The sequence below is a fragment of the Pseudoalteromonas sp. 2CM28B genome (assembly GCF_023161935.1).
Genome location: NZ_JALNTH010000017.1, coordinates 29,262 through 54,582 on the forward strand (window position 1 = coordinate 29,262; position 25,321 = coordinate 54,582).

A 25,321-nucleotide genomic window follows, 5' to 3' on the forward strand; every position below is an offset into this window, starting at 1 on the left:
TTTGGTAAATTAAACGTCGTCCTCATCTTGGCTAAATAGCGCGTCAATAAAGTCATCGCTCTTGAAGGTGCGTAAATCATCAATACTTTCACCTACACCAATGTAACGAATAGGAATATTAAACTTATCAGCAACGGCAAAAATAACCCCGCCTTTAGCGGTGCCATCAAGCTTTGATAGTGTGATACCCGTTAGACCTACACATTGATTAAATAAGTTTACTTGGCTAATCGCATTTTGGCCTGTGCCAGCATCAATTGTAAGCATCACTTCATGCGGTGCATCTGGGTCTACTTTTTTCATCACACGGGCTATTTTTTCAAGCTCTTGCATTAAGTTATCTTTATTTTGCAAGCGCCCTGCTGTATCAGCAATTAACACATCAACATTACGCGCTTTAGCGGCTTGAAAGGCATCAAATACCACTGAGGCGCTATCAGCACCAGTGTGCTGAGCTATAACAGGAATACTATTACGCTCACCCCAGACTTGAAGCTGCTCTACTGCTGCGGCTCTAAATGTATCACCGGCAGCAAGCATTACCGATTTACCTTGGTTTTGAAATTGTTTCGCCATTTTACCAATGGTGGTGGTTTTACCTACGCCGTTTACACCTACCATAAGGATAACGAAAGGCTTTTTGTCTGCTGGTATTTCTAAAGGCTGCTCTGCTGTTTTCAGCATAGTTGCCATTTCTTGCTTCATTAATTCATAAAGCGCATCACCATCTTTAAGCTGCTTGCGATCAGCGGCGTCGGTCAGGTTATCGATTAGCTTCATGGTGGTATCAACACCAAGATCGGCAGTGAGTAACTGAGTCTCTAATTCTTCAAATAACTCATCGTCAATTTTTTTACCGCTGAAGATTGAGGCAAAGCCAGAACCAATATTAACGCGTGTTTTCAGTAAGCCTTTTTTGAGGCGAGAGAAAAAACCTTCTTTTTTAGGTTTTTCCGCTTTTATAGCTTCTTCCTTTGCAAGCTCTGCGGTCAGTCGCTCTTGCTCTAGGCGTTCGGACTCCTCTTCAGCAGCCAGACGCTGTTGTTCTAAACGTTCGTTCTCAGCTTGTTCTGCTGCAATGCGCTGTTGCTCTAAACGCGCATTCTCAGCTTGTTCTGCTGCAATGCGCTGTTGCTCTAAACGCGCATTTTCAGCTTGTTCTGCTGCAATGCGCTGTTGCTCTAAACGTTCATTCTCAGCTTGTTCTGCTGCAATACGCTGTTGTTCTAAACGCTCGTTCTCAGCTTGCTCTGCTGCAATACGCTGTTGTTCTAAACGCTCGTTCTCAGCTTTTTCTGCTGCAATGCGCTCTTGCTCTAACTGCATTTGCGCTTCTTGTTCTGCTAAACGTTTGGCTTGCTCTTGTCTTTGTTGCTCTGCATCTGCCTGCTGTTTAGCTAATAGCTCTGCGTTAGCGTGTTCAATCGCTTGTTTTTCTTCTGCCGCTGCACGCTGTGCTTGCGCCTGTTTCTCTTGTTCTAAGCGATCGGCCTCTGCTGCAGCTTGTAAACGCTCTGCCTCAGCTTGCTCTGCGACTAGACGGTCTTGCTCGGCTTTTTCTGCCTGCGCTTGTGCTAAACGATCTTGTTCAGCTGCAATTCGAGCTTGCTCTATACGCTCGGCTTCTGCTTCAGCTTGTAAGCGCTCTGCCTCAGCTTGCTCTGCAGCTAAACGCTCTTGTTCGGCTTTTTCTGCCTGCTCTTTTGCTAATGCTTGTTGTTTATCAGCTTCTGCTTGTTTTTTATCTGACTTGCCAAAACCGAGCCACGACATGAATTTACTTTTTTTTGCCATACTTGCTAATAACCACTTATAAAAATCTGATAAACTAACGATAATGATAGCGTGCTTTTAAGCCTAAATAATTGCTTTTAGCAACACGTTATCCTCGAGGGTGCATAATAGTAACACTTTTAGCGCAGTTGAAAAATGACACGCCGTGATATGATTGCAATATTATCTGAGCTAGATCATAGATACCAATTTTTAGTGAGTTAAATGAGAAAAAAAACCACACAAAATAACACCACTCATAAATCAGCTGATGGGGTTATTAGAATCATTAGCGGCCAATTTCGCGGTCGAAAACTGCCAGTAAAAGATGTTCAAGGTCTGCGTCCTACAACCGACCGAATTAAAGAAACGGTGTTTAATTGGTTGATGCACGATACCCGCGATGCGCACACTCTCGATTGCTTTGCCGGTTCCGGTGGATTGGGATTTGAAGCATTGTCGCGTTTTGCAAAACACACCACATTTATAGAGCTTGATTCACAAGCAGCAAAACAATTAGAACAAAACATTGCGACGCTTCATGCACAAAACGCGCAAGTCGTTAATACTAATACACTGACGTTTTTAGAGAGAAAAAACACCAGTGACACATTTAATTTGGTTTTTATTGACCCGCCATTTCGCAAAAATTTAGCTCAATCATGCTGTGATTTATTGGAAAATAATCAATGGCTCGACCCAGAAGCATTGATATATGTTGAAGTAGAAACCGAGCTAACCTCGTTCAAAGCACCAAATAACTGGTTGTTAATTAAAGAAAAAAGGGCAGGGCAAGTTTTTTGTAGGCTTTACCAACGCCATATAAATTAACACTGTTTTAGCTGCTGTGTTTCTGTTAATATTATCCTTTACATGTGGTGTTGCTTCGGATTACAATACCGCACCATTTTTGAACCACTTGATCAATGTTTGATCAACTTGAGCAACGCTCATAATTTAGGTAGGTGAATTTTTAATGCCAGTAATTAAAGTAAGAGAGAACGAACCGTTTGACGTAGCACTTCGTCGCTTCAAGCGTTCATGTGAAAAAGCAGGTATCCTTTCAGAAGTTCGTCGTCGCGAGCACTATGAAAAACCAACAGCTGAGCGTAAGCGTAAAAAAGCAGCTGCTGTTAAACGTCACATGAAAAAACTTTCTCGTGATAACGCTCGTCGCGTTAAATTATACTAATATATTAGGTCTTGTATAAATGAGCCTTTTAATAACGCTAAAAGATGCGCAAAAAGATGCGATGAGAGCCAAAGACAAACAACGTCTTAACCCTATTCGTATGGTACTTGCTGCAATCAAGCAACGTGAAATTGACGAGCAAATAACACTAGACGACGCAGGTATTATCTCCGTTATAGTGAAGCTTGTTAAACAACGTCGCGACTCTTACACTCAGTACAAAGATGCTGGGCGTGATGATTTAGCTGATATTGAAGCCAATGAAATTACAGCACTTGAAGCTTTTTTACCTCAACAATTGAGTGAAGAAGAAATTATTGCTCTCATTGACGCGGCTATTGCTGATACTAACGCAGCAGGTATGCAAGACATGGGTAAAGTAATGGGTATAATCAAAAGCAAAGCCGAAGGTCGTGCCGATATGGGCAAAATCTCAGGTTTAATTAAGCAACGATTAACTGCCTAATACCCCCACATACATTTAGTATGATTGAAGTAAACCGAGCCTTGAGCTCGGTTTCTTCGTTTAGAGATTTAGTACTTCAAAAAATTATGCATTTGTGTTCAAATCTTTGCGTATTATAATTCGTTTTCATCACTTTTCTATTTATCTTAGGGCTGTACTTTAAACAATGGCTGGAAAGATCCCACGCAACTTTATCGATGATTTATTGGCACGAACCGATATTGTCGACCTGATTGACTCAAAGGTAGGGTTGAAAAAAGCGGGCAAAGACTATCAGGCTTGCTGTCCTTTTCATAATGAGAAGTCGCCTTCATTTACCGTATCGCAAGATAAACAGTTTTATCATTGCTTTGGCTGTGGCGCTAACGGCAATGCTATTTCTTTTGTAATGGAGTATGACAAACTCGAGTTTGTTGATGCAATTGAAGAGCTAGCCAGTTTACTTAACCTTGATGTTCCTCGCGAACAAGGAAGCAGTAATGGACCAGAGCGCACAGCGGCACAAAAACGTTCAGACTATGATCTAATGCTGCATGCAGCACGCTTTTATCAACATCAGTTAAAACATCACAGTAACTCTGAAGCAGTAATCGATTACGTTAAAGGTCGCGGCTTAAGCGGCGCAACCGTTAAAAAGTTTATGATAGGTTATGCGCCCAGCGAATGGGAAGGTCTGTGCCAACAACTTGGGCGAAACCAAGAACAAAAAGAACAATTAGTTGAGCTTAAACTCGCATCAGAGAAAACCCCAGGCAAACAGTTCGACTTTTTTCGTGATCGCTTAATGTTCCCAATTCGTGATAAACGCGGCCGCGTTATTGCTTTTGGTGGACGAGTAATGCAAGCCGATCAAGGGCCTAAATATTTAAACTCTCCGGAGACGCGCATATTTCATAAGGGCTTTGAACTCTATGGCCTGTATGAAGCTAAACAAGCGCACAAAAAGCTTGACCATGTACTGATTGTAGAAGGTTACATGGACGTAGTCGCGCTGGCAGAACAAGGTATTGAATATGCCGTAGCAGCCCTTGGCACAGCGACAACCAGCGAGCATATGCACACTTTATTTAGAACCACAGATAAAGTTATTTGTTGTTACGATGGTGACCGTGCAGGTAAAGATGCTGCGTGGCGCGCACTCGAAAATGCGCTGCCTTACTTAAACGATGGCAAAGCACTGCATTTTGTATTTTTACCCGATGGTGAAGACCCTGATTCACTCGTACAACAAGAAGGTAAAGAGGCTTTTGAGCAACGCCTTGAAAACGCAGATGACTTCACTAAAGTGCTGTTTAATAAACTAAGTAAAGAGATTGATTTAACACTTGATTCAGGAAAGGCCAAGTTACTCAGCGCGGCACTGCCTCTTATTGAAAAGATCCCAAGTGAGTTTTATCAAGAAAATATCCTAGAGCAACTTGGGCGATTAATTGGTCGCACCCGTGAGCAACTCAATAACCACTTAAAAACGCCAAAACAGCAGCAGGCAATTGAACGCAAATTTAAAATTACTCCCATGCGCCAAGCGATAGGCATTTTAATTCAGCACCCTAATTTGGCTAAAAGTGTGCCCTATTTGCCCGATTTAGCACAAATGAATATTGCGGGTATTGGCTTATTATTGCGACTACAACATCAAGCATTACAAAAAGATGGCATTACCACCGCACAAATTCTTGAATCATTTCGAGACACCGATGACTACGAGCCATTAACTAAGTTAGCGACATGGCAACATCAAATAAATGAAGAGCGTTTAGAGACTGTTTTTCAAAATACTTTCAAATTTATTGAAGATCAGTGTTTAAATTATCGACTAGAGACCCTATTAATAAAAGACAAGACACAGGGCCTAAATAGCGACGAACGACTAGAATGTCATTTGCTAATGACAGCGTTAAAAACGACTAATAGTTAGGGTCTGTTTATCTTTCGAGGTTAAGTTTACAGCAGTGTGTTTGGTATTTAGACAAGGCAGAGCCTATGTAGTGTGGTTATTTCACATAAATAGGCGATAACGCAGCATAAATGCCAAACACGCGCTGCCCTTTGGGTTCGACCCAAGGGGGGTTTACTCTTTGTTGTTCGGTTTTTACTTAGCCCACTAGGTTACAAACCTCGCGCCGCGATTAAACCACCCTTGGATTGAACAAACTTTAATCCTGAAAGACCAACAGACCCTAGTCAGATTTGATTTAGGCTGTTATACTGTGCTATTCACTGCGTCACATTATTCTGGTTAGCCTTTGAGCAAACTCCATGATGGCGCCTGTTGTATCAACTTATCAGAGTGGAAGAAACAATCTCTATGGATCCAACTCCTCAGTCACAATTAAAACTTCTGATTCAAAAAGGTAAAGAGCAAGGTTACTTAACTTTTGCAGAAGTTAATGATCACCTTCCACAAGATATTATCGACTCAGATCAAGTAGAAGATATCATTAGCATGATTAATGACATGGGTATCAAGGTTAGCGAAAACGCGCCTGATGCCGATGAATTAATGATGCAAGAAACCACGACAGACGAAGACGCAGCGGAAGCTGCCGCTGCAGCCCTTGCTACTGTAGAAAAAGAAATTGGCCGTACAACTGACCCTGTTCGCATGTATATGCGTGAAATGGGTACTGTTGAACTTCTTACCCGTGAAGGCGAAATTGTTATCGCTAAGCGTATTGAAGAAGGCATTAACCAAGTTCAAATTTCGGTTGCTGAATACCCAGAAGCGATCACTTACCTACTTGAACAGTGGGATAAGTTTGAAGCAGAAGAGATGCGCCTTAGCGATATTATCTCTGGCTTTTTCGATCCTGATGCAGAAGAAGCACCACCTATTGCTGCCACCAACATTGGTTCTGAATTAAGTGAAAAACAGCTTGATGACAGCGACGATGATGACGATGACAGCGATGATGAAGACGAAGAAGAAGTAGATACAGGTCCAGATCCTGAAGAAGCGCGCATCCATTTCGAAAATTTACGTGATTTATACACCAAAGCACGTGAAACATTCGATAAGAAAGGTCGCTCTCATCCAGAGTCTCAAGCCGCTATTTTAGAAATCGGTGAGCTGTTCAGAACCTTTAAACTCGTGCCTAAACAGTTTGATCGCATGGTTAATAACATGCGTGAAATGATGGACAGAGTTCGCGTTCAAGAACGTCTTATCATGAAGCATGCAGTTCAAGTTTCAAAGCTGCCAAAGAAAACCTTTGTTAAGCATTTTGCAAACAACGAAACTGACACAGCATGGCTTGATATTGAAATTGCAGCAAACGAAAAGCATTCAGCTAAACTTGAAGAAGTGAAGCCTGAAATACTTCGCTGTATTAGCAAACTTACTTCAATGGAAGAAAGCACAGGCTTAAGCATTGAACGTATTAAAGATATAAACCGTCGCATGAGTATTGGTGAAGCGAAAGCGCGCCGTGCTAAAAAAGAGATGGTAGAAGCAAACTTACGTCTTGTAATTTCAATCGCTAAAAAATACACCAACCGTGGTTTACAGTTCTTAGATTTAATCCAAGAAGGTAACATTGGTTTGATGAAAGCGGTTGATAAGTTTGAATACCGTCGTGGTTATAAGTTTTCAACTTATGCTACATGGTGGATCCGTCAAGCAATTACGCGCTCTATTGCTGACCAAGCAAGAACAATCCGTATTCCAGTACATATGATTGAAACGATCAATAAATTGAACCGTATTTCACGTCAAATGTTACAAGAAATGGGTCGTGAGCCAAATCCAGAAGAATTAGCTGAACGCATGATGATGCCTGAGGATAAAATCCGTAAGGTACTTAAGATTGCAAAAGAGCCAATTTCAATGGAAACACCAATTGGTGATGATGAAGATTCGCACTTAGGTGACTTTATCGAAGATACGACTATTGATTCGCCAATCGATTCGGCAACAATGGAGTCTCTTCGTGGCGCAACTAACGACGTGCTCGCTGGCTTAACAGCCCGTGAAGCGAAAGTACTACGTATGCGTTTTGGTATTGATATGAATACCGACCACACGTTAGAAGAAGTAGGTAAACAGTTTGACGTAACACGTGAACGTATTCGTCAAATTGAGGCGAAGGCACTGCGTAAATTACGTCACCCTTCTCGCTCTGATTTACTGAAAAGCTTTTTAGACGCTAAATAATCTAGCGTTACATTATGAGTTAACTTAAAAGGCCGCTGTAGCGGCCTTTTTTCTATTTCAAGGAAATAAACATGGCTTGGATCCAAATCCGTATCAATGCCAATGCTGCAACTGCTGATGCAGTCAGTGACCTATTAATGGAAGCAGGCAGTGCTTCTGTTACTTTTATTGATGCTAAAGACACGCCTATCTATGAGCCTAAAATTGGCACTGTTGTATTTTGGGCTGACACCACAGTAATTGGCTTGTTCGAAGCTAATCACGATATGAACGCAGTGGTTGCGTTATTAAAACGCCATGATGAGCTAAAAGACAATTTAGTTTACAAAATTGAGCAACTCGAAGATAAAGACTGGGAACGTGAGTGGATGGATAACTTTCACCCTATTCAATTTGGCGAAAAACTCTGGATTTGTCCAAGCTGGCGCGACATTCCAGACCCTGATGCAGTCAATGTACTACTTGATCCTGGTCTTGCTTTTGGTACTGGTACACACGCCACTACAGCACTGTGTTTAAAATGGTTAGAAAGCCAAGACTTAACTGGTAAAACCGTGGTCGATTTTGGCTGTGGCTCAGGCATATTGGGTATTGCAGCAATAAAATTAGGTGCTGAGCGCATGATTGGGATAGACATTGACCCACAAGCGCTGGAAGCAAGCCTAGATAACGCTAATCGCAATGGTGTTGCTGACAAGCTTGAAGTGTACCTTCCAGAAAATCAACCTGAGTTTACTGCTGACATTGTAGTGGCAAATATTTTAGCGCAACCACTTCGTGAGCTTCATAGTGTTATTTTAGGGTTATTAAAGCCAGGCGGTAAAATTGCCATGTCGGGCATTTTAGAAGAACAAGCACAATCGGTTGCTGATATATATGCGCCCTTTATTGAGCTCGATGAAATTGCCATTGAAGGCGATTGGACCCGAGTAAGTGGCATTAAAAAAGCATAATAGTGCGTTATTAAAAAATTTAGAGTATTAACTCAAAAGTCGTATCTAAAGCCTGTATTTAACAGGCTTTACTATTTTTTTACATAATAAAAAATAAAGGTTTTTTATTATAAAAACAACGACCGTTCAAAATTCACACAAATAAACCGCTTCGTCATACGGTTATCAAATGTCAATACGAAAAGAGCAAAAAAAAGTCACTTTTGTTCAATTTATAGCCTTTGATTTTTGCGCAAAAAGCCGTAAACTTAGCGCCCCTTGAAAAGAGGCCTATTGAATATCGTGCGTATCGGTTCATACCAACTTGAGAATAATGTCATTGTCGCGCCTATGGCGGGCATAACGGACAGACCATTTAGACAGCTATGTCGTCGTTTAGGCGCTGGCCTTGCTGTGTCTGAAATGCTGTCGTCTAATCCGAAGGTTTGGAAAACCGAAAAGTCGATGAACCGAATGGATCATTCTGGTGAGTCGGGTATACGTGCGGTGCAAATTGCAGGAGCAGACCCTGAGCTTATGGCACAGGCCGCACAATTCAATGTTGCAAACGGTGCACAGATCATAGATATCAATATGGGGTGCCCAGCAAAAAAAGTGAACAAGAAACTTGCAGGCTCAGCCTTATTACAGTTTCCAGAACTCGTGGAAGAGATTATTGATGCCGTAGTAAATGCGGTTGATATACCTGTGACACTTAAAATCCGTACCGGATGGGATCAGGACAACCGTAATGGTGTAGAGATTGCAAGAATAGCTGAACGTTATGGCATTGCATCACTGGCTGTACATGGTCGCACGCGCGCATGTATGTATAAAGGTGATGCTGAGTACGCCACAATTAGGGATATAAAACGTTCAGTGTCGATACCTGTCGTTGCTAATGGTGATATTACATCACCTGAAAAAGCAAAGCAGGTTTTGGACTATACGGGTGCAGATGCCATTATGATTGGTCGAGCCGCCCAAGGTCGCCCTTGGATATTTAGGGAGATAGACCACTATTTGCGAACTGGTGAACATATGCAGCCACCTGCTATTGCAGAGGTGCGCAGTATTTTAATGGAGCATTTAACCAACCTCCATATGTTTTACGGTGAGCCAATGGGAGCACGAATCGCTCGCAAACATGTATCTTGGTATTTGCAAACCCATGACAGTGATGGTCAGTTTAGGCGAGTATTTAATGCGCTCGACAATTCAGAGGCACAGATCGTCGCATTAGAGCAATACTTTAAAACACTAGCAGCTAACTAAGAAAGAAAGAGACTTTATAATGTTCGAACAAAACGTGACTTCTCCATTTATCACTAACCCTCATGTTCAGTCACACGAGAAACCGCAGCCATTGCGTGATGCAGTGAAAAAAGCTGTTCACCACTACTTAAAGCAGCTTAACGGTCAAGATGTGCAAGACGTTTACGACCTTGTTCTTTCTGAGCTAGAAGCGCCATTGCTTGAAGAAGTAATGACTTACACACGTGGCAATCAAACTCGTGCGGCAATTTTACTAGGTATCAACCGTGGTACTTTACGTAAAAAGCTTAAAAAATACGGTATGAACTGATACCAGCTATATTGAAACCGTAATCATTCTAACGAGCTAAATAAGCCCCTAATTGCGTTAAAAATTTTTTATGTAGAATAACTACATAGCAAAATTTTTGCCTTGTTATTGACTTATTTCTCTGTCGTTATAATTGCTTACTAATCCAATACAGCTGGTATAAAGTATTTTGAGTAAAAAGCACCTTAGGGTGCTTTTTTTATTTGTAAAATTTATTAACGAAATTGCAAAATGCTCACGCTTTATGGGTCGTTATAAGTCGTTTTTTAAGTCGTAATCAGTTAAAATACGCGCTTCTAAGCTAGCTCATTAACTGAGGAAATCAAACTACAATGGATACACATCGTCCTATACGTCGCGCACTTTTGAGTGTGTCAGACAAAACCGGTATTGTTGAATTTGCCCGTGCACTAGAAGCACAAGGTGTTGAAATACTCTCAACTGGCGGCACGTGTAAACTACTTGCTGATAATGCGATTAAAGTTACCGAAGTATCAGATCACACCGGACACCCTGAGATCATGGATGGTCGCGTAAAAACCCTACACCCAAAAATTCATGGCGGTATTCTTGCTCGTCGTGGCCAAGATGAAGGCGTAATGGCAGATAACAATATTTCTGCTATCGACATCGTTGTAGTTAACTTATACCCCTTTGCGAATACTGTCGCTCAAGAAAACTGCAGCCTTGAAGATGCTATAGAAAACATCGATATTGGCGGCCCAACGATGGTACGTGCGGCAGCTAAAAATCACAAAGATGTGACGATTGTTGTTAACGCAAGCGACTACGACCGTGTTATTAGCGAAATGCAAAATAACAATCGCTCAACAACCTACAAAACTCGCTTTGACTTAGCTATTGCAGCGTATGAGCATACAGCGCAGTACGATGGCATGATTGCCAACTACTTCGGTAAAATGGTTCCTGATTACACAGAGGAAGCTGCTATCGATACCAAGTTCCCGCGTACTATCAATATGCAATTCACTAAAAAACAAGATATGCGTTACGGTGAAAATTCGCATCAAGATGCCGCGTTTTATGTTGAAAACGACATCTCTGAAGCGTCAGTGGCGACAGCCACTCAACTGCAAGGTAAAGCATTATCGTTTAACAATATTGCCGACACCGATGCCGCACTTGAGTGTGTTAAAGAATTTGATGTACCGGCGTGTGTTATTGTAAAACATGCTAATCCATGTGGTGTTTCAATTGGCGAAAATATCTTAGAAGCATACGATCGCGCCTTCAAAACTGATCCAACGTCAGCGTTTGGCGGCATTATTGCTTTTAACCAAGAACTTGATGCTAAGACTGCACAAGCGATTGTTGAACGTCAATTTGTTGAAGTTATTATTGCGCCAAGCGTGAGTGCAGAAGCCGCTCAAATAGTATCAGCTAAACAAAACGTACGTTTATTAGAGTGTGGTGAGTTCTCTGCTAAAGGCACAGGCCATGACATTAAACGTGTTAATGGCGGTGTACTTATTCAAGACCGTGATTTAGGTATGGTAACGCAAGGCGACTTAACGGTTGTCTCTAAGCGCCAGCCTTCTGAGCAAGAACTTAAAGACTTACTGTTCTGTTGGAAAGTGGCTAAATTTGTTAAATCAAACGCCATTGTTTATGCCCGCGACGGTATGACTATTGGTGTTGGCGCAGGCCAAATGAGCCGCGTTTACTCAGCTAAAATTGCCGGTATTAAAGCCGCTGATGAAAACCTTGAAGTAAAAGGCTCGGTAATGGCATCAGATGCATTTTTCCCATTCCGTGATGGCATTGATGCTGCAGCCGCAGCAGGTATTACCGCGGTTATTCAACCGGGTGGTTCAATGCGCGATGAAGAAGTAATTGCTGCCGCTGACGAAGCTGGTATGGCAATGGTGTTTACCGGTATGCGCCACTTCCGTCATTAATCGCATAAAGAGCTAACGGGTTCAGTTAGCTCTTTTTGTTTGCACCAAATTCACGTATTCTGCTTATTCTATAACCATGACTAACAATTATAATGTGAAGGATTAGACGATGAAATTTGCACTAAAATCTCTACTGGTTGCCACACTGTCATTAAGCTCAACAATGGTATTGGCACACAACCATGGCCACGACTCAGCATTAACAAATGCAGTTAAAGCAAGTGAGCGTAGCAGTGAGCGCGATCAATACCGCAATCCTGTAGAAACACTCGAATTTTTTGGCTTTAAACCATCTATGACCGTGGTAGAAATTGCCCCAGGTGGTGGTTGGTACAGTGAAATTTTAGCGCCAGCGCTGAAAGAGCAAGGCACCTATTATGCTGCGCACTTCCCTGCTGATTCATCGGTTGGTTATTACCAACGTTCTCTTGCTGGCTTTAAGGCTAAAATCGCTGAAGATGCCCGCTTTAGTCACGTTAAACTCACTGAGTTTGCCCCTTCTACACATTTAGATATTGCTCCTGCGGCTAGCGCCGATATGGTACTGACTTTTCGTAATGTCCATAACTGGTACATGAGCAAAGATAAAGAAGCTGCAAGCAATGCGTTTAAGTCTTTTTACAAAGCACTTAAACCTGGCGGCACTTTAGGTGTGGTTGAACACCGCCTACCAGAAGAGCAAGATGATGAGATGCAAAAATCATCAGGTTATATGAAGCAAAGTGTAGTTATTGCACTTGCTGAACAAGCAGGTTTTGAACTTGAAGCAAAAAGCGATATTAATGCAAACCCCCTTGATACAGCCGATCACCCTAAAGGGGTATGGACCCTTCCACCGAGCCTTAGACTTGGCGAGCAAGATGCCGCTAAATATAAAGCCATAGGTGAAAGCGACCGTATGACGCTGAAATTTAAAAAACCGCTTTAAATAGGATATTCGCCATGAATGTATTAGTCATTGGCAGCGGCGGCCGCGAACACGCACTTGCGTTCAAAGCCGCTCAAAATACAAAAGTAAACACTGTTTATGTTGCTCCAGGTAATGCGGGCACAGCTCTTGAGCCAAAACTTGAGAACGTAGCAATTAACGTTGAAGACCTTGATGGGCTACTTAGCTTTGCCCAACAAAATAATGTTGAGCTAACCATTGTTGGCCCTGAAGTGCCACTAGTATTAGGTGTTGTTGATAAGTTCCGTGAACACGGCTTAGCTATTTTTGGCCCAACCGCCGGTGCAGCCCAGCTTGAAGGGTCTAAATCGTTCACTAAAGACTTTTTAGCACGTCATGCTATCCCAACCGCTGATTACCAAACGTTTGAACAAATCGACCCTGCGCTTGCCTACTTAAAAGAGAAAGGCGCACCGATTGTTATTAAAGCCGATGGTTTAGCGGCTGGTAAAGGCGTTATTGTTGCCATGACCGAACGCGATGCTGAAGAGGCTATTCGCGATATGCTTGCGGGTAATGCCTTTGGTGACGCCGGTAGTCGTGTAGTCATTGAAGAGTTTTTAGAAGGTGAAGAAGCGTCGTTTATTGTCATGGTTGATGGTAAAAACGTACTGCCGTTTGCAACCAGCCAAGACCATAAACGCGCTTACAATGGCGATCAAGGTCCTAACACCGGTGGTATGGGTGCATACTCACCAGCGCCTGTAGTCACCGATGAAATTCATCAGCGCATTATGAACGAAGTGATCTACCCAACGGTAGAAGGTATGGCTAGCGAAGGCCATCCGTACACTGGCTTTTTGTATGCAGGCTTGATGATAGATGAGACAGGTACACCAAAGGTTATTGAATATAACTGTCGTTTTGGCGATCCTGAAACACAACCTATGATGCTACGCTTACAATCAGACTTAGTTGAATTGATTGAAGCTGCTAACCGTGTAGAGCTTGATAAAACCACCATTGAGTTTGATTCACGCGCTGCAGTAGGTGTTGTTTTAGCCGCTAAAGGCTACCCTGATAACTACCCGAAAGGCGATGCTATTAGTGGCTTGAAAGTAACTTACCCTGAAGGCGAAAAAGTCTTCCATGCAGGGACTAAGCAAGACGGCGATAACGTAGTGACTGCCGGTGGTCGTGTACTGTGTGCTACTGCACTGGGTAATACAGTTACACAAGCGCAGCAGCGTGCCTATAAACTGGTTGATGAAATCAACTGGGATGGCATGGAGTACCGTACTGACATTGCTTATCGCGCAATTGCTCGTGAACAATCATAACGATTGATAACTAACGAGTAAATTTTATAAAAGCGCAGATTATCTGCGCTTTTTACTGCTACACTATAAAAAATTAATCTGGACATAGATTAATATTGGAATTTAAAACTTTACGCTATCATGCCATCGCGCTATACCATAGATAAAATAACCTCTGTTTACCTCGATCATGCGTATTACATAGCAAAAGCAAAACACAAAGTTTTGCAGAAGTAATGACCAAGCAGGCGCTATTTACACAGCAAAAATTTAACGATATACCTTGGAGCTTTGAACAGCAAAATTATTGGTTACGCCTCGATTTAGAAAATAAAAGCAGCCAACAAGAAGATGTGGTTACCCACTTTGATAATCCGATGGTAGATCATCTCACCATATATCGACTCAATAGTATCAGGTTGCCCCTCATTTATTGAAGTTTGAGCTGACTGAATCGGCGTTTGTCGAAAATCAAGATGCGTTAGTCACCTTAGTTGGTGAACTCGCCACACTGGGCGTTAAGGTGGTGTTAGACGACTTTGGTACTGGTTATTCATCACTTAGCTACTTAGTTAACTATCACTTTAGTGAACTTAAAGTAGATAAGTCGTTTGTGTTTGATTTAACCGATAACCGGGCTCATCAGGTCATTGTGCAAATAGCCATAGATATGGCGCATAACTTGAGCCTTACTATCACGATTGAGGGAGTAGAAACTCAAGAAGTTCACCAGCTGATCAACACTATGAAAGCTGACCCGTACCCAAGGCTATTTGTACGCAAAAGCACTCTCTTATGATAATTATTTAGACTTCTTGAACAGCCAATACCGCCTAAAAATGTTAAACTCCCCTTTTTAACATCTTTGGGGCCAAGTAAAGATGCAAGGTACACTGCGCAAATTAAAGTCGAGCTTAACAGAACCCGTTCAATATCATTTACCTGTAGGTGATGAACTGGTTGATTTAAATGCTTTAATAGGTAAACAATTGACTCTCACTTTTAGTGGCACAATTTTGTGTTCTAACTGTGGTAAAAAAACAAAAAAAAGCTATTCTCAAGGGCATTGCTTTGTATGTATGCGCAAGCTTGCAAGTTGCGACATGTGTATCATGAAACCTGAAACCTGCCATTACGATCAAGGCACCTGTCGCGAGCCACAGTGGGGTGAAGAAAACTGCATGATCCCGCATTATGTGTATCTAGCTAATACATCAGGGTTAAAAGTAGGCATTACTCGCTACACCCAAATACCTACCCGTTGGATTGACCAAGGGGCAACCCAAGCATTACCTATTTTTAAAGTACAAACTCGTTTACAGTCGGGCTTAGTGGAAGTGGCGCTCGCGCAGTTTATTGCTGATAAAACCAATTGGCGCAATATGCTCAAAGGACAAAACGACGTTCTTGATTTAAAAGCAGCGGCTGCTGAGCTTATTCCACAAATTAGCGAAAAACTAACCGAGCTGAGTGAGTTATTTGGCGCAACCGCTATTGAACAGCTTGACCAAGACGTTGTGAATCTTGATTTTCCTGTAAGCGAATACCCAAGTAAAATTAGCTCATTTAACTTTGATAAAAACCCCGTTGTTAGCGGTATTTTACAAGGCATTAAAGGCCAATATTTAATTTTTGATAGCGGCGTTATTAATATTCGTAAGTTCACCTCTTATGAAGTGAGTGTAGACTCAGAATAACCTTTTGCTGCTTGGTTATAAAATGCTATCCACTGCTGCTGCGTTAATGGATGGCAATAATAATAGCCCTGAATAACATTGCAGCCTATTTCGACTAAGTGTGCCTCTTGCGAGGCATGCTCAACGCCCTCAGCAACCACATTCAATCCTAAACTTGTCGCCATGGCTATAATGGCCGCCACAATTTGGCTATTGCCATACTCATCAGGAATCTTAGCAATAAAGCTCGCATCAATTTTTAATGTGTTAAACGGTAATTTGGTTAAATAACTGAGTGCAGAATACCCCGTACCAAAATCATCCAGCGCAATATGCACGCCCTGCGCTTTGAGCTGCTGTAGTTGCTCTTTTGCCTGTGAAAACGAGCTAATAAAGCTGCTTTCGGTCAGCTCAATTTCAAGTAAGCTGCCAGGTAATTGGTAACGAGTAAGCATCGCTTTAATATTATCAGCCAACTTACCTTGGCTTAAATGACACGCAGATACATTAATCGCTAAACGTCCGGCATCAATCCCCTGCGCTTGCCAAAGGGTTAACTCTTTACCTGCTTGGTTTATAACCCATAAATCTAAACGCACCACTAAACCTAGCTCTTCAGCAAGCGGAATAAACTGCGCTGGTGAAATAGTGCCTAAATCAGAGTCATGCCAACGCAGTAGTGCTTCAGCTCCCATAATCAACCCTGTTTTTAAACATTGCTTAGGCTGAAAATAAAGCTCAAACTCATCATTTTCGAGTGCATGCTGAAAGCGGCTCATCATCGCTAAGCGCTCTAAAGATCGGGCATTCATTGACGGTTGAAACAACTGAAACGAATTGCGACCGACATCTTTTGAGCGATACATGGCAATATCAGCATGCTTTAATAATGTTTCACTGTCTAAGCCATCATATGGATAAACAGCCGCCCCTATGGACGCAGTAACACCAACCTCAAAGCCTTCAAGCTTAAACGGTGTATTTAAGTGATTTAAAATACTCTCAGCAAGGGTGATAGCACCTTCTACATTATTTATTTCGCATAGTACAACAAACTCATCTCCCCCTAATCGCGCCAGCGTATCACCCTCATTTAAGCTATTGATGATGCGCTCTGATACTAATTTTAATAGCATGTCACCGGCATTATGACCTAAGCTGTCATTCACCTCTTTAAAACGGTCAAGGTCAATAAACATTACCGCTAGCATCTGTTTATCTCTGTGCGCTGAGGCCAGTGCCATAGAAAGTCTATCGTTAAATAAACGCCGGTTAGGTAAGCCAGTTAGCTCATCAAAATACGCTAACTGCACCACTTTTTCTTCTGCGCTTTTTCGCTCAGTTATGTCACTAAAAATAGCGGCGTAAATCACCTCACTATGACTTGGCTCTTTTATTTCTATAATACTGAGCCACTCAATATAAATATCGCCAGATTTTTTACGATTATGAATTTCCCCCTGCCATACCCCTGTTTTGGCAAGCGAATCCCACATTTTTATATAAAAGTTTTTATCATGACGCCCTGAACTCAACATATTGGGTCGCTTACCAATCACCTCATATTCTTTGTAACCGGTTAAATGGGTAAATGCAGGGTTTACTTGCATAATCACTCCATTCGAGTCGGTGATCATGATGCCATCTAGGGAGGAGTCGATAATTTTATTGGCTAAAAATAAGTTACGCTGCGAATGCTGCAATGCAATATCACGCTGCTGAAGTACTTTTTCAAGCTCACAACAATAAGCCGTTTCAATTTCATTAATTAAGTTTTCAAGCGACAACACGCCATTAATTTGATCGTTTTCGCTAACCACTAAATGCCGAATATTACTTTCCGACATCAACCTGTAAGCATCAAAAAGGCTGTCTTGGGGGCTTATCTGATAAAGGGGGCGACTGGCTAAATCCCAACAAACAAGATGATTATGCTGCTCGGTGATGAGCTTTAGTAAGTCGCGCTGGGTAATAATGCCATGAACATTTTCATCCTCATTAAACACCAAAATCACTTTCTCTGCGTATTCACGCATCATGCTCACCGCGTCATTGATTGCCAATGAACTCGGTACTATCCGTATGTTTTTATTATATTGATCATTAATAGGTCTAAATTGTAAGTAATGCTCTAGCCCTTGATTGTTTACAATATCTGTAATGCTGATCACGCCGCTGGGAATGTCATTTGTATCGGTTACTAACAAATGCCTTACACCCTGCTTATTAAACACCATGGCCGTCTCGGTTAATAATTGTTGACTGGGCACACTTAATACAGGGCTCGACATAACGCTTTCAATCGCTAACTGCCTAAGTGAGCGATTAGAAAAGTTAAGTGTTAAACAATCGGTTTCAGTCCATACGCCTATTATTTGTTGCTGTTGTTTTACAAAAATAGCGCTAACATTATGCGCTCGCATTAGTTTCACCGCTTCAATTAAAGGGGTATCCTTAGCGCAGGCGATCACCTTATTGGTAAAAACATCGCATACTTTTTGATAGCGGCTAGTGTGAGGCATTGCTTCTACTTCCAAAATTAAACCAATTAATGACTATAAATTATTCAGTAAAAAACAATTTGATTTAGGACAATAGATGAGCATCAGTTACCCACAAATTATTATTTATAATGATGAAATTGAGCTAATGGAGCACGCCAATGATTTACACGACTTTATTTACACTATGGAAGCAAGTGAGCAGCAAAAAGTTATTATTTTAGATAAGGTAAGTGGCTATCAAAGCTTAAGCGGCCATTCGCTCACGGCGCTCAGTGCAGGCCAATTAGCAGAGCTAGTAAAAGAATATTTAGCAAAAGAAGGGCAATGCTGCTTAAGTAAAATAGAGCAGCTAACTCCAGATCAGGCATTCAGGTTACTCGCCGAAATCAACTAACGCTTTAACGTGTGCAATCGCGCTGCGCCCGAGTGCCGACAGTGAGTATCCTCCCTCTAAATAAGAAATAATTCCTAAACAATGATGCTGTTGGCTAAATTGCGCTAACTGCTCAGTAAGCCATATATAATCACTTTCAACAAACTTAAGACTGGCCATGTCATCTTCTAAATGTGCGTCAAATCCCGCGCTTATAAAAAGTAGCTCAGGCTTAAATTCTGTTAATTTTGGTAGCCATTGTTGCTCATAAAGTGCTTTTAAATCAGCACCATCACTAGCTATCGGTAAAGGTGAATTTACCAGTGTGGCATTATTTTTAATGGCGGTATTAGGGTAAAATGGATATTGAAATAACGAGCACAGCAACACATTTTCATCATCCATAAAAATATCTTGAGTCCCATTGCCATGGTGTACGTCAAAATCAACAATGGCAATGCGTTTTACCCCTTTGCTTTGTGCATATTTAACTGCAATCGCAAGGTTATTAAACACACAAAAACCAGAAGAGCTATCTCGGTTAGCGTGATGCCCTGGCGGGCGTACTGAACAAAACGCAGCGTCTAACTTACCCTCTAAAATCTCATCAACAGCGAGTAACCCTGCTCCGACTGCACGCTCAATGGCCTTTAAAGAGTCGGGGCATAACCACGTATCTCCATCAAGATCGCTGAGCCCTTCGTTTGGGATCATGTCTTCTACATGCTTAATATGCTGCTCACTGTGCGCCAATAAATAATGTTCGCGCAGTGCTTTAGGGGCTTGTTTTTGCTCTATAGCCACATCCAGTCCACTAGCAAGTAAACGGTCATTAATCGCATCTAAACGCTCTGGGCATTCTGGATGATCTTCAATCATTTTATGTTTACGACAGTGAGGATGAGAAATAATCGCAGTGCGCATAGCTAACTCCAAATATAAGTTGCTTAACGAGTATAACAAAGCCACCTTGTGGTGGCTTTGCGACTTTGGTTGATACTAAACGACTATTTAACCAAAGTTATGGTTATTTAGCTTTTAAGTCGAGATTTCTAAAATCAAAGCTAAAATCGGTTACCTGCGTTGAAACTGCATTCATTTTCGCTGATTCTACGCGGTTATCGGCGCTCATAGAAAAGCGAATAAAGGCATCTGCCTCTAATAACTTTTCATCCCACTTCACAATAAAAGTATTACCTGTGTAATGCTTCAGCTCACCTTTAAGGCGTTTTGTATGGGTAAAATCAATGCGTAATTTACCATCTAGTTCTTCAACGATTACATCGCCATACCAATCATCATGTAATGTACCGGTGTAGTTTATATTAGACAATTGCGGTTGAATATCTGTTGGCGCTTTTGGTGCGGCGTTAGCATAGGCTTTTTCTTTACCTGCAAAATGCTTTTTAGCTAACTCTTCAACCCAATCTTTATCTTCAAGCTCGAGTACATCTTCAAGTACTTCATGAGTCACTGCCGATAATGCAGAAAATGCTTGTTGGTTGCTTAATATCACAATCCCTACGTTTTTTTCTGGTAGTAAAGTCACCTGCGATACCATACCTAAAATGCCGCCACCATGTGCCAGCTTTTTAACGCCGTGGTAATCTTCTATACTCCAACCTAATCCGTAGCCTCTAAATTGTTGATGATACGCTTTATAGGCACTTTTAGATGCCATTGACGTAATATGTGGATGCCACATTTGTGCTTGCTGCTTTTCACTAAATAACTGCTCGCCATTAGGCATTTTGCCACCAGCAAGTTGAGTACGTAGCCATTGGCTCATATCATTTACGCTTGATGCAATGGCGCCTGCCCCTCGAAAGTCTTCAAGGTAATTAACAAAAAAAGGATGCAATTTGCCATCCATTGGGATGTGTCCAATCGCCCAGTTTTTGTTATTTTTTGCGATACGCGAAAAGCCAGCGCGCGAGTTAGTCATGTTAAGTGGCTGTAGAATATTTTTTTCAATGTAGTCGTTCCAGCTCATCCCCGATATACGCGCAACAACTTCACCAGCGGTAACAAACATTAGGTTGTTATAAGCATATTGGCTACGAAAACTGCTCGCGGGTTTTAAATATTTCAGCCCAGATAAAATATCGGCTACCGATTTATCGGTACTTGGCCAAATCATTAAATCGCCTTGACCAAGCCCTAAACCGCTACGATGACTAAGTAGATCGCGTATGCGCATTTCACGAGTAACGTAAGAGTCGTACAATCTAAACTCAGGAATATGGTCAATTACGCGGTCATCCCAGCTTAACTTACCTTCATCCACCAGCTTAGCCAATGCTGCACTGGTAAATGCCTTGGTATTTGAAGCAATGCCAAATAAAGTGTCTTTATTCACCTTGCTATTCGTATCAAGGTTGGCAACACCAAAGCCTTTAGCGAATACGACTTTGTCATTTTCAACAATGGCAACGGCCATTCCGGGTACATCAAAACGTGTCATTGAGGCGTTGATCACCTCTGAAATTTTATCGGTATCAACCGCTGCAGAGCTCGTAAATGCCCAGCCAGCCAATAATGCGGCTGTGGCTAATTTTTTTAGTTTCATAGTGTTACCTTAGGTTATTATTTTTGTTTAGTCTTGATGAACCGCAAATTCTATTTCGGCGCGCGCTTTATTAGTATCTTGCTTACTCGGGTAAGCTAAAATGCGTTGACTGTAGTGTTCGGGTACGCCCGCCTCAAGTGCGCCGCGGTATACATGCTGCACGTACCAATCATAAGGTAGCAGTGTGTCGTCATGTGTGTTTGCTATGTAGCAGTGTACATTAATGTCACCGTCATCTAGAAGGCTCACGGTTAAATCAACACAGTCGTAATTAGGGCCTTCAATTTTATCTAAGATCTCTTTTTCGGCTTCATTAAGCTGATACACCACCCCATATACCACAGCATCGGGTTCATTGGTGGGCACAATAGTGCATTTACCTGAACCATCTGAAAAGGCCATATTAAAGGTTAACTTATAGCCCTTTAAAAGTGCCGTACCCACACGTTTTGCATTAGGTAAACGTGCCAATAAACGATTAGATGACATATTAGAGCCAAACGAAAAATTATATAACGCCATACTATTCCTTCTTTAAATAACAACTCGCACAGCCAGTGCGATTAAAATAATGCCAATGCCGCGGTCGAACCAATAACCACTTTGCTGAAAAAAATCACGTACACGCGCTTTTGATAACAATAGCGACAAAATAGAAAACCAAGCCCAGGTAGCAAGCGCCATATAAACACCGTATCCCATTTGTATTATTACCGGCGTAGTTGGGCTAATCACTAAGGTAAACAACGACATAAAAAATAACGTAGCCTTAGGGTTAAGTGCATTGGTAAAAAAGCCACGTCGAAACGCGCGCCATGGTGACTCAGCTGCAAGGCTGGGTTTTGCAGCCGGCTCTGATGAGGTATTTGTAGGTTTAGCGGCGCGCAGTGCCTGCACGCCTAAATACGCTAAATACGCGCCCGCTATATATTTAAGCGCCATAAACAACGCAGGTGATTGAGTTAACACCAGCGCAACTCCCAATACACAATAGGCTATGTGTAATAAAATAGCCACACCAACACCGGCACTTGTCCATAACGCATTGCGCCTGCCGTGTTGTACACTTTGTTTAAGGACTACCGCAAAGTCGGGCCCAGGGCTTGCCACCGCAAAAAAATGAGCCACTGCAATTAATAAAAATTCATCGATATAGTTCATACTTAACTGGCTTGCTCTGGCGAAATAGCCTGTAATAATGGGTTAGCCGATTGATTAATCAAGGCTTTTATTTCTTTTTGCGCTTTTTTAAATTGGCCTCGTAAATGCGGTTTTAAATGTTTTTTGGAGTGTTTATCTTGCTTAAAGTAGCTCACTAACGCATGCATAAATACGGTATGCGTTTCACTGAGCGTCGCTTCGCGATTTGCATACGGGTTATAACATGAGCCACAGCCACCTTTAAACTGGTACACGGTATTGCTCATCATTACCCCAAAGCCTAAAAAACACGCTAAAGCATCAGTGGCTTGCGGTAAATACTCTTTACCACCTGGGGGTAATACCCCTACGTGATGAATTAATATGGTGGCAAGCGTACCGGCAAAACTCGCCACTAAATCTTGCGGTTGATTAATTTGATTAGGGTTAAACGACACATTAATAGTATGACTGGCTGGCACTATTAAATGACACTCTTCGCCACGTAAATGCTGACTAAATTCAAAGTGTGGAAACACCTGTGGTTGTAATTGTTGCGGTGCAACCAAGGTTACTGGCCATTCATTCATACCAGCGTATTGCTTAACACGCGCAAACACTTTGCTGGCCATTTCCTCAATACTTGAAACCGAGTCAGGAAAAAACTCAACCGTTGGTAAAATAACTTGGCTGTGTTTGGTAAAAAAATCCAAATCAAAGTTTTCTGCTGCCCAAATAAAGGTATCAATCAGCCATTGTTGTTCTTGTTCTGCCAATAAGGGCTTTGATTTAAATAGAGCTAACATAAACTACTCTTGCCCCTTCGCCCATTGCCATGCTTGTGTATTGTATAAAGGCACCGTAGAGAGCGCATGATGATGACTGCCCGTAGACTCTTTCGTTGAGTATGATAAATATAATAATGTATGTGTTTTAGCATCATAAATACGGCGCACTTTTAATGACTTAAACAAAATACTCTTAGATGATTTAAACACGACTTCACCGGATTTACTGCGGTCGATAGACTGTAATTGGTCTGGCGTTATTGGCCCCGTTTGACGACAGGCAATCGACATATCTGAGGGGTCTGAAAAATCTAAATTCGCCTCAATATGGCTAATATGACAGGTTACACCGGTCACTAGCGGGTCTTGCTGTGAATTAACCACCACATCTTTAGTAGTAAATAGCCCAAGACTTACTGAAGCAACATCATCAGAGCACCCTGCAAGCCCTGCTAAGCATACAATTAAACCACCCATTTTGAGATACTTCATAGCAAGTCCTTCGTTCATATTAAAAATTAAGTTACGCCTTATACTAAACGCTTTCACCGCGATAAAACAAATTTTATCCACCAACTCAATGCTGTAATGATTTAAAGGGTATTTCGCAGCAAGATACACAATAAAAAAGGCACGCCCGAGGGAGTGCCTTTGCAAACAAATACAGCTAAAGGTTATTAAAAGCTATATTGCGCACCTAGATAAACATAACGACCGGCACCGCCGCCGTAGCCACTATAAAAGTTACCACGACCACTTGGGTAAAATGCCCCTTTGTCGTCAAATACATTGTTAATACCGCCAAATACACGTAAGTCACTTTTATCAGTCAGTGCCAGAGTGTAGGACGCTGATAAACTATGCTTTAAAAATGAGCCATAATCTTGATACGCAAGTGGCTCTGGGTTTGCAATACAATCGGCACCGCCCGCAGCTCAGCGCTCATCGTTTGCAGCAACATACTCAAGGTAGTCTTTCTCATCTTCTTGGCTTGCTTTAAACGCGCCTACGTAATTTGTACGCCAGCGGATAAGTAAATCATCCATTTTCCATACAATCGACATAGCGGCTTTATCTTTTGAGCGCCCATAACCTGCATACTGTGAAGTAACACTGTTACCATCTAACCCTTTATAGGTTTGCGAGTTTTCAATAATGTGATTGTAATCAAGCTTAAATAACAAGTTGCCATAGCTGCCGATGTCATATTTGTAAGTTGCAACGACATCGTAACCGCGCGCAGTTAACTCATCCAAGTTATGTTCACGCTGTAGAGTTTTTACAATGTTACCTTCGTCGTTACGGGTAATATCGCTACAGTATTCGTTATCACTGCCCCACGCAGCCTCTGAGTCATAACATTCGCGCATGATGTTTTCGTTACTTATTTCATAAATTGCAATTACAAATACCAACTGGCTTGTGTGCACTTCGTATAAGTCACCACAAATTGACATAAAACGTATCAACCAAAAATTTTTGCCATAATAAATCTAAAATTAAACACGCTACAGGTCTTGTAATTGCTTAAATGAGTTTATTGCTAAAAATATGTTCAAGCCACATTTTTAAAAATTAAGCGTTATGGGGTTAGCGTGTACAAACCCGTTTGGTATAATTAAATAAACCAATCTAAAGAGGATACGTTAAATGCCACACATTATTATTGAACACTCAGAAGATCTGCCTTTACTACCTCAAGTTCTTGTGGAAAAAATCCATACAACAACGTTTGAAAGTGGCTTATTTGATTTAGAAACAATAAAGACTCGCGCTATTGCTTATCAGCATTATCAGTTAGGTGTGGGTAAAGAAGGGTTTATTCATATTGCGGTGCATATTATGGCTGGGCGTTCCATTGAGCAAAAGCAACTACTAAGTGAGCAATTACTAGCCTGCTTGCAAACGTATTGCAGAGCCTCTGACAGTTTAAGCGTAAATATTTACGAAATGGATCACGAGATTTACCGTAAAAACTAACCGCCATTACAACATCATAGTTATAGGCGAGAGCGCTATAACTATGATGGCTTTCTCGCTCAA

The 25,321-nt window shown here is 41.7% G+C and carries 23 protein-coding genes and 2 pseudogenes; 16 read left to right on the top strand and 9 right to left on the bottom strand.

The features are described 5' to 3' along the window. Window positions 1-9: 9 nt before the first annotated feature. Complete coding sequence (gene ftsY, locus MTN96_RS20210; RefSeq protein WP_248532622.1) at window positions 10-1,794, bottom strand: signal recognition particle-docking protein FtsY; 1,785 nt, start codon at window positions 1,792-1,794, stop codon at window positions 10-12. A 204-nt stretch (window positions 1,795-1,998) separates the two neighbouring features. Here ftsY and rsmD point away from each other — a divergent pair, with 204 nt between their 5' ends. The 14 genes and pseudogenes from rsmD to MTN96_RS20280 all read left to right on the top strand — a co-directional run bounded on the left by rsmD (window position 1,999) and on the right by MTN96_RS20280 (window position 15,925). Next, the gene (gene rsmD / locus MTN96_RS20215; RefSeq protein WP_248532623.1) at window positions 1,999-2,604 is read left to right on the top strand and encodes a 16S rRNA (guanine(966)-N(2))-methyltransferase RsmD; all 606 of its coding nucleotides are present in this window, start codon (window positions 1,999-2,001) and stop codon (window positions 2,602-2,604) included. 145 nt (window positions 2,605-2,749) lie between these two features. Next, window positions 2,750-2,965, top strand: coding sequence for a 30S ribosomal protein S21 (rpsU, locus tag MTN96_RS20220; RefSeq protein ID WP_002957797.1), 216 nt, complete (start codon window positions 2,750-2,752; stop codon window positions 2,963-2,965). Between the two features lie 19 nt (window positions 2,966-2,984). Then, on the top strand, window positions 2,985-3,431 hold the full coding sequence (locus MTN96_RS20225) for a GatB/YqeY domain-containing protein (RefSeq protein ID WP_248532624.1): 447 nt from the start codon (window positions 2,985-2,987) through the stop codon (window positions 3,429-3,431). 166 nt (window positions 3,432-3,597) lie between these two features. Further along, complete coding sequence (gene dnaG / locus MTN96_RS20230; RefSeq protein WP_248532625.1) at window positions 3,598-5,349, top strand: DNA primase; 1,752 nt, start codon at window positions 3,598-3,600, stop codon at window positions 5,347-5,349. Between the two features lie 390 nt (window positions 5,350-5,739). After that, on the top strand, window positions 5,740-7,584 hold the full coding sequence (gene rpoD, locus MTN96_RS20235) for an RNA polymerase sigma factor RpoD (RefSeq protein WP_028835594.1): 1,845 nt from the start codon (window positions 5,740-5,742) through the stop codon (window positions 7,582-7,584). A 71-nt stretch (window positions 7,585-7,655) separates the two neighbouring features. Further along, window positions 7,656-8,537: a 50S ribosomal protein L11 methyltransferase gene (gene prmA, locus MTN96_RS20240; protein WP_008114871.1), complete on the top strand. Its 882-nt coding sequence runs from the start codon at window positions 7,656-7,658 to the stop codon at window positions 8,535-8,537. Window positions 8,538-8,819: 282 nt separating this feature from the next. After that, a complete protein-coding gene (dusB, locus tag MTN96_RS20245; RefSeq protein WP_248532652.1) occupies window positions 8,820-9,791 on the top strand; it encodes a tRNA dihydrouridine synthase DusB in 972 nt (323 codons plus the stop codon). 19 nt (window positions 9,792-9,810) lie between these two features. Beyond that, complete coding sequence (gene fis / locus MTN96_RS20250; RefSeq protein WP_002957804.1) at window positions 9,811-10,101, top strand: DNA-binding transcriptional regulator Fis; 291 nt, start codon at window positions 9,811-9,813, stop codon at window positions 10,099-10,101. A gap of 332 nt (window positions 10,102-10,433) precedes the next feature. Then, a complete protein-coding gene (gene purH, locus MTN96_RS20255) occupies window positions 10,434-12,020 on the top strand; it encodes a bifunctional phosphoribosylaminoimidazolecarboxamide formyltransferase/IMP cyclohydrolase (RefSeq protein ID WP_248532626.1) in 1,587 nt (528 codons plus the stop codon). Between the two features lie 109 nt (window positions 12,021-12,129). Further along, the gene (locus tag MTN96_RS20260; RefSeq protein ID WP_036980256.1) at window positions 12,130-12,948 is read left to right on the top strand and encodes a class I SAM-dependent methyltransferase; all 819 of its coding nucleotides are present in this window, start codon (window positions 12,130-12,132) and stop codon (window positions 12,946-12,948) included. 14 nt (window positions 12,949-12,962) lie between these two features. Further along, on the top strand, window positions 12,963-14,249 hold the full coding sequence (gene purD, locus MTN96_RS20265; RefSeq protein WP_036980257.1) for a phosphoribosylamine--glycine ligase: 1,287 nt from the start codon (window positions 12,963-12,965) through the stop codon (window positions 14,247-14,249). Window positions 14,250-14,434: 185 nt separating this feature from the next. Continuing rightward, window positions 14,435-14,665, top strand: a pseudogene (locus MTN96_RS20270) (7TM-DISM domain-containing protein); the annotation flags it as partial. After that, window positions 14,641-15,088: pseudogene (locus MTN96_RS20275) on the top strand (EAL domain-containing protein); the annotation flags it as partial. The pseudogenes MTN96_RS20270 and MTN96_RS20275, both read left to right, overlap by 25 nt. Before the next feature lie 21 nt (window positions 15,089-15,109). Continuing rightward, window positions 15,110-15,925: a DUF2797 domain-containing protein gene (locus MTN96_RS20280; RefSeq protein ID WP_036980260.1), complete on the top strand. Its 816-nt coding sequence runs from the start codon at window positions 15,110-15,112 to the stop codon at window positions 15,923-15,925. On the opposite strand, the gene MTN96_RS20285 is transcribed toward MTN96_RS20280, so the two are convergent. Beyond that, a complete protein-coding gene (locus MTN96_RS20285) occupies window positions 15,898-18,426 on the bottom strand; it encodes an EAL domain-containing protein (RefSeq protein WP_248532628.1) in 2,529 nt (842 codons plus the stop codon). The genes MTN96_RS20280 and MTN96_RS20285 overlap by 28 nt on opposite strands. Before the next feature lie 76 nt (window positions 18,427-18,502). Between MTN96_RS20285 and MTN96_RS20290 the strand changes: the two genes are divergently transcribed. Beyond that, window positions 18,503-18,802, top strand: a complete 300-nt coding sequence (locus tag MTN96_RS20290) for a DUF4144 family protein (RefSeq protein ID WP_036980261.1) — start codon at window positions 18,503-18,505, stop codon at window positions 18,800-18,802. Here the strand turns inward: MTN96_RS20290 and MTN96_RS20295 are convergent. The 7 genes from MTN96_RS20295 to MTN96_RS20330 all read right to left on the bottom strand — a co-directional run bounded on the left by MTN96_RS20295 (window position 18,782) and on the right by MTN96_RS20330 (window position 24,735). After that, entirely contained in the window at window positions 18,782-19,705 is a 924-nt protein-coding gene (locus MTN96_RS20295) for a histone deacetylase family protein (protein ID WP_028835586.1), read from the bottom strand. The genes MTN96_RS20290 and MTN96_RS20295 overlap by 21 nt on opposite strands. Before the next feature lie 103 nt (window positions 19,706-19,808). Further along, the gene (locus MTN96_RS20300; protein WP_248532629.1) at window positions 19,809-21,350 is read right to left on the bottom strand and encodes a serine hydrolase; all 1,542 of its coding nucleotides are present in this window, start codon (window positions 21,348-21,350) and stop codon (window positions 19,809-19,811) included. Between the two features lie 27 nt (window positions 21,351-21,377). Continuing rightward, a complete protein-coding gene (locus MTN96_RS20305) occupies window positions 21,378-21,872 on the bottom strand; it encodes a gamma-glutamylcyclotransferase family protein (protein ID WP_036980263.1) in 495 nt (164 codons plus the stop codon). Between the two features lie 12 nt (window positions 21,873-21,884). Then, window positions 21,885-22,511 (bottom strand): LysE family translocator, encoded by a 627-nt coding sequence (locus tag MTN96_RS20310; protein ID WP_214553155.1) that lies wholly within the window; start codon window positions 22,509-22,511, stop codon window positions 21,885-21,887. A 2-nt stretch (window positions 22,512-22,513) separates the two neighbouring features. Continuing rightward, on the bottom strand, window positions 22,514-23,296 hold the full coding sequence (locus tag MTN96_RS20315; protein WP_069439802.1) for a hypothetical protein: 783 nt from the start codon (window positions 23,294-23,296) through the stop codon (window positions 22,514-22,516). Window positions 23,297-23,299: 3 nt separating this feature from the next. Next, on the bottom strand, window positions 23,300-23,770 hold the full coding sequence (locus MTN96_RS20320) for a CreA family protein (RefSeq protein WP_013465976.1): 471 nt from the start codon (window positions 23,768-23,770) through the stop codon (window positions 23,300-23,302). Window positions 23,771-24,213: 443 nt separating this feature from the next. Further along, a complete protein-coding gene (locus MTN96_RS20330) occupies window positions 24,214-24,735 on the bottom strand; it encodes a hypothetical protein (RefSeq protein ID WP_248532630.1) in 522 nt (173 codons plus the stop codon). Window positions 24,736-24,928: 193 nt separating this feature from the next. On the opposite strand from MTN96_RS20330, the gene MTN96_RS20335 reads away from it, so the two are divergent. After that, entirely contained in the window at window positions 24,929-25,258 is a 330-nt protein-coding gene (locus tag MTN96_RS20335) for a 5-carboxymethyl-2-hydroxymuconate Delta-isomerase (RefSeq protein WP_013465979.1), read from the top strand. The last annotated feature ends 63 nt before the right edge of the window (window positions 25,259-25,321 follow it).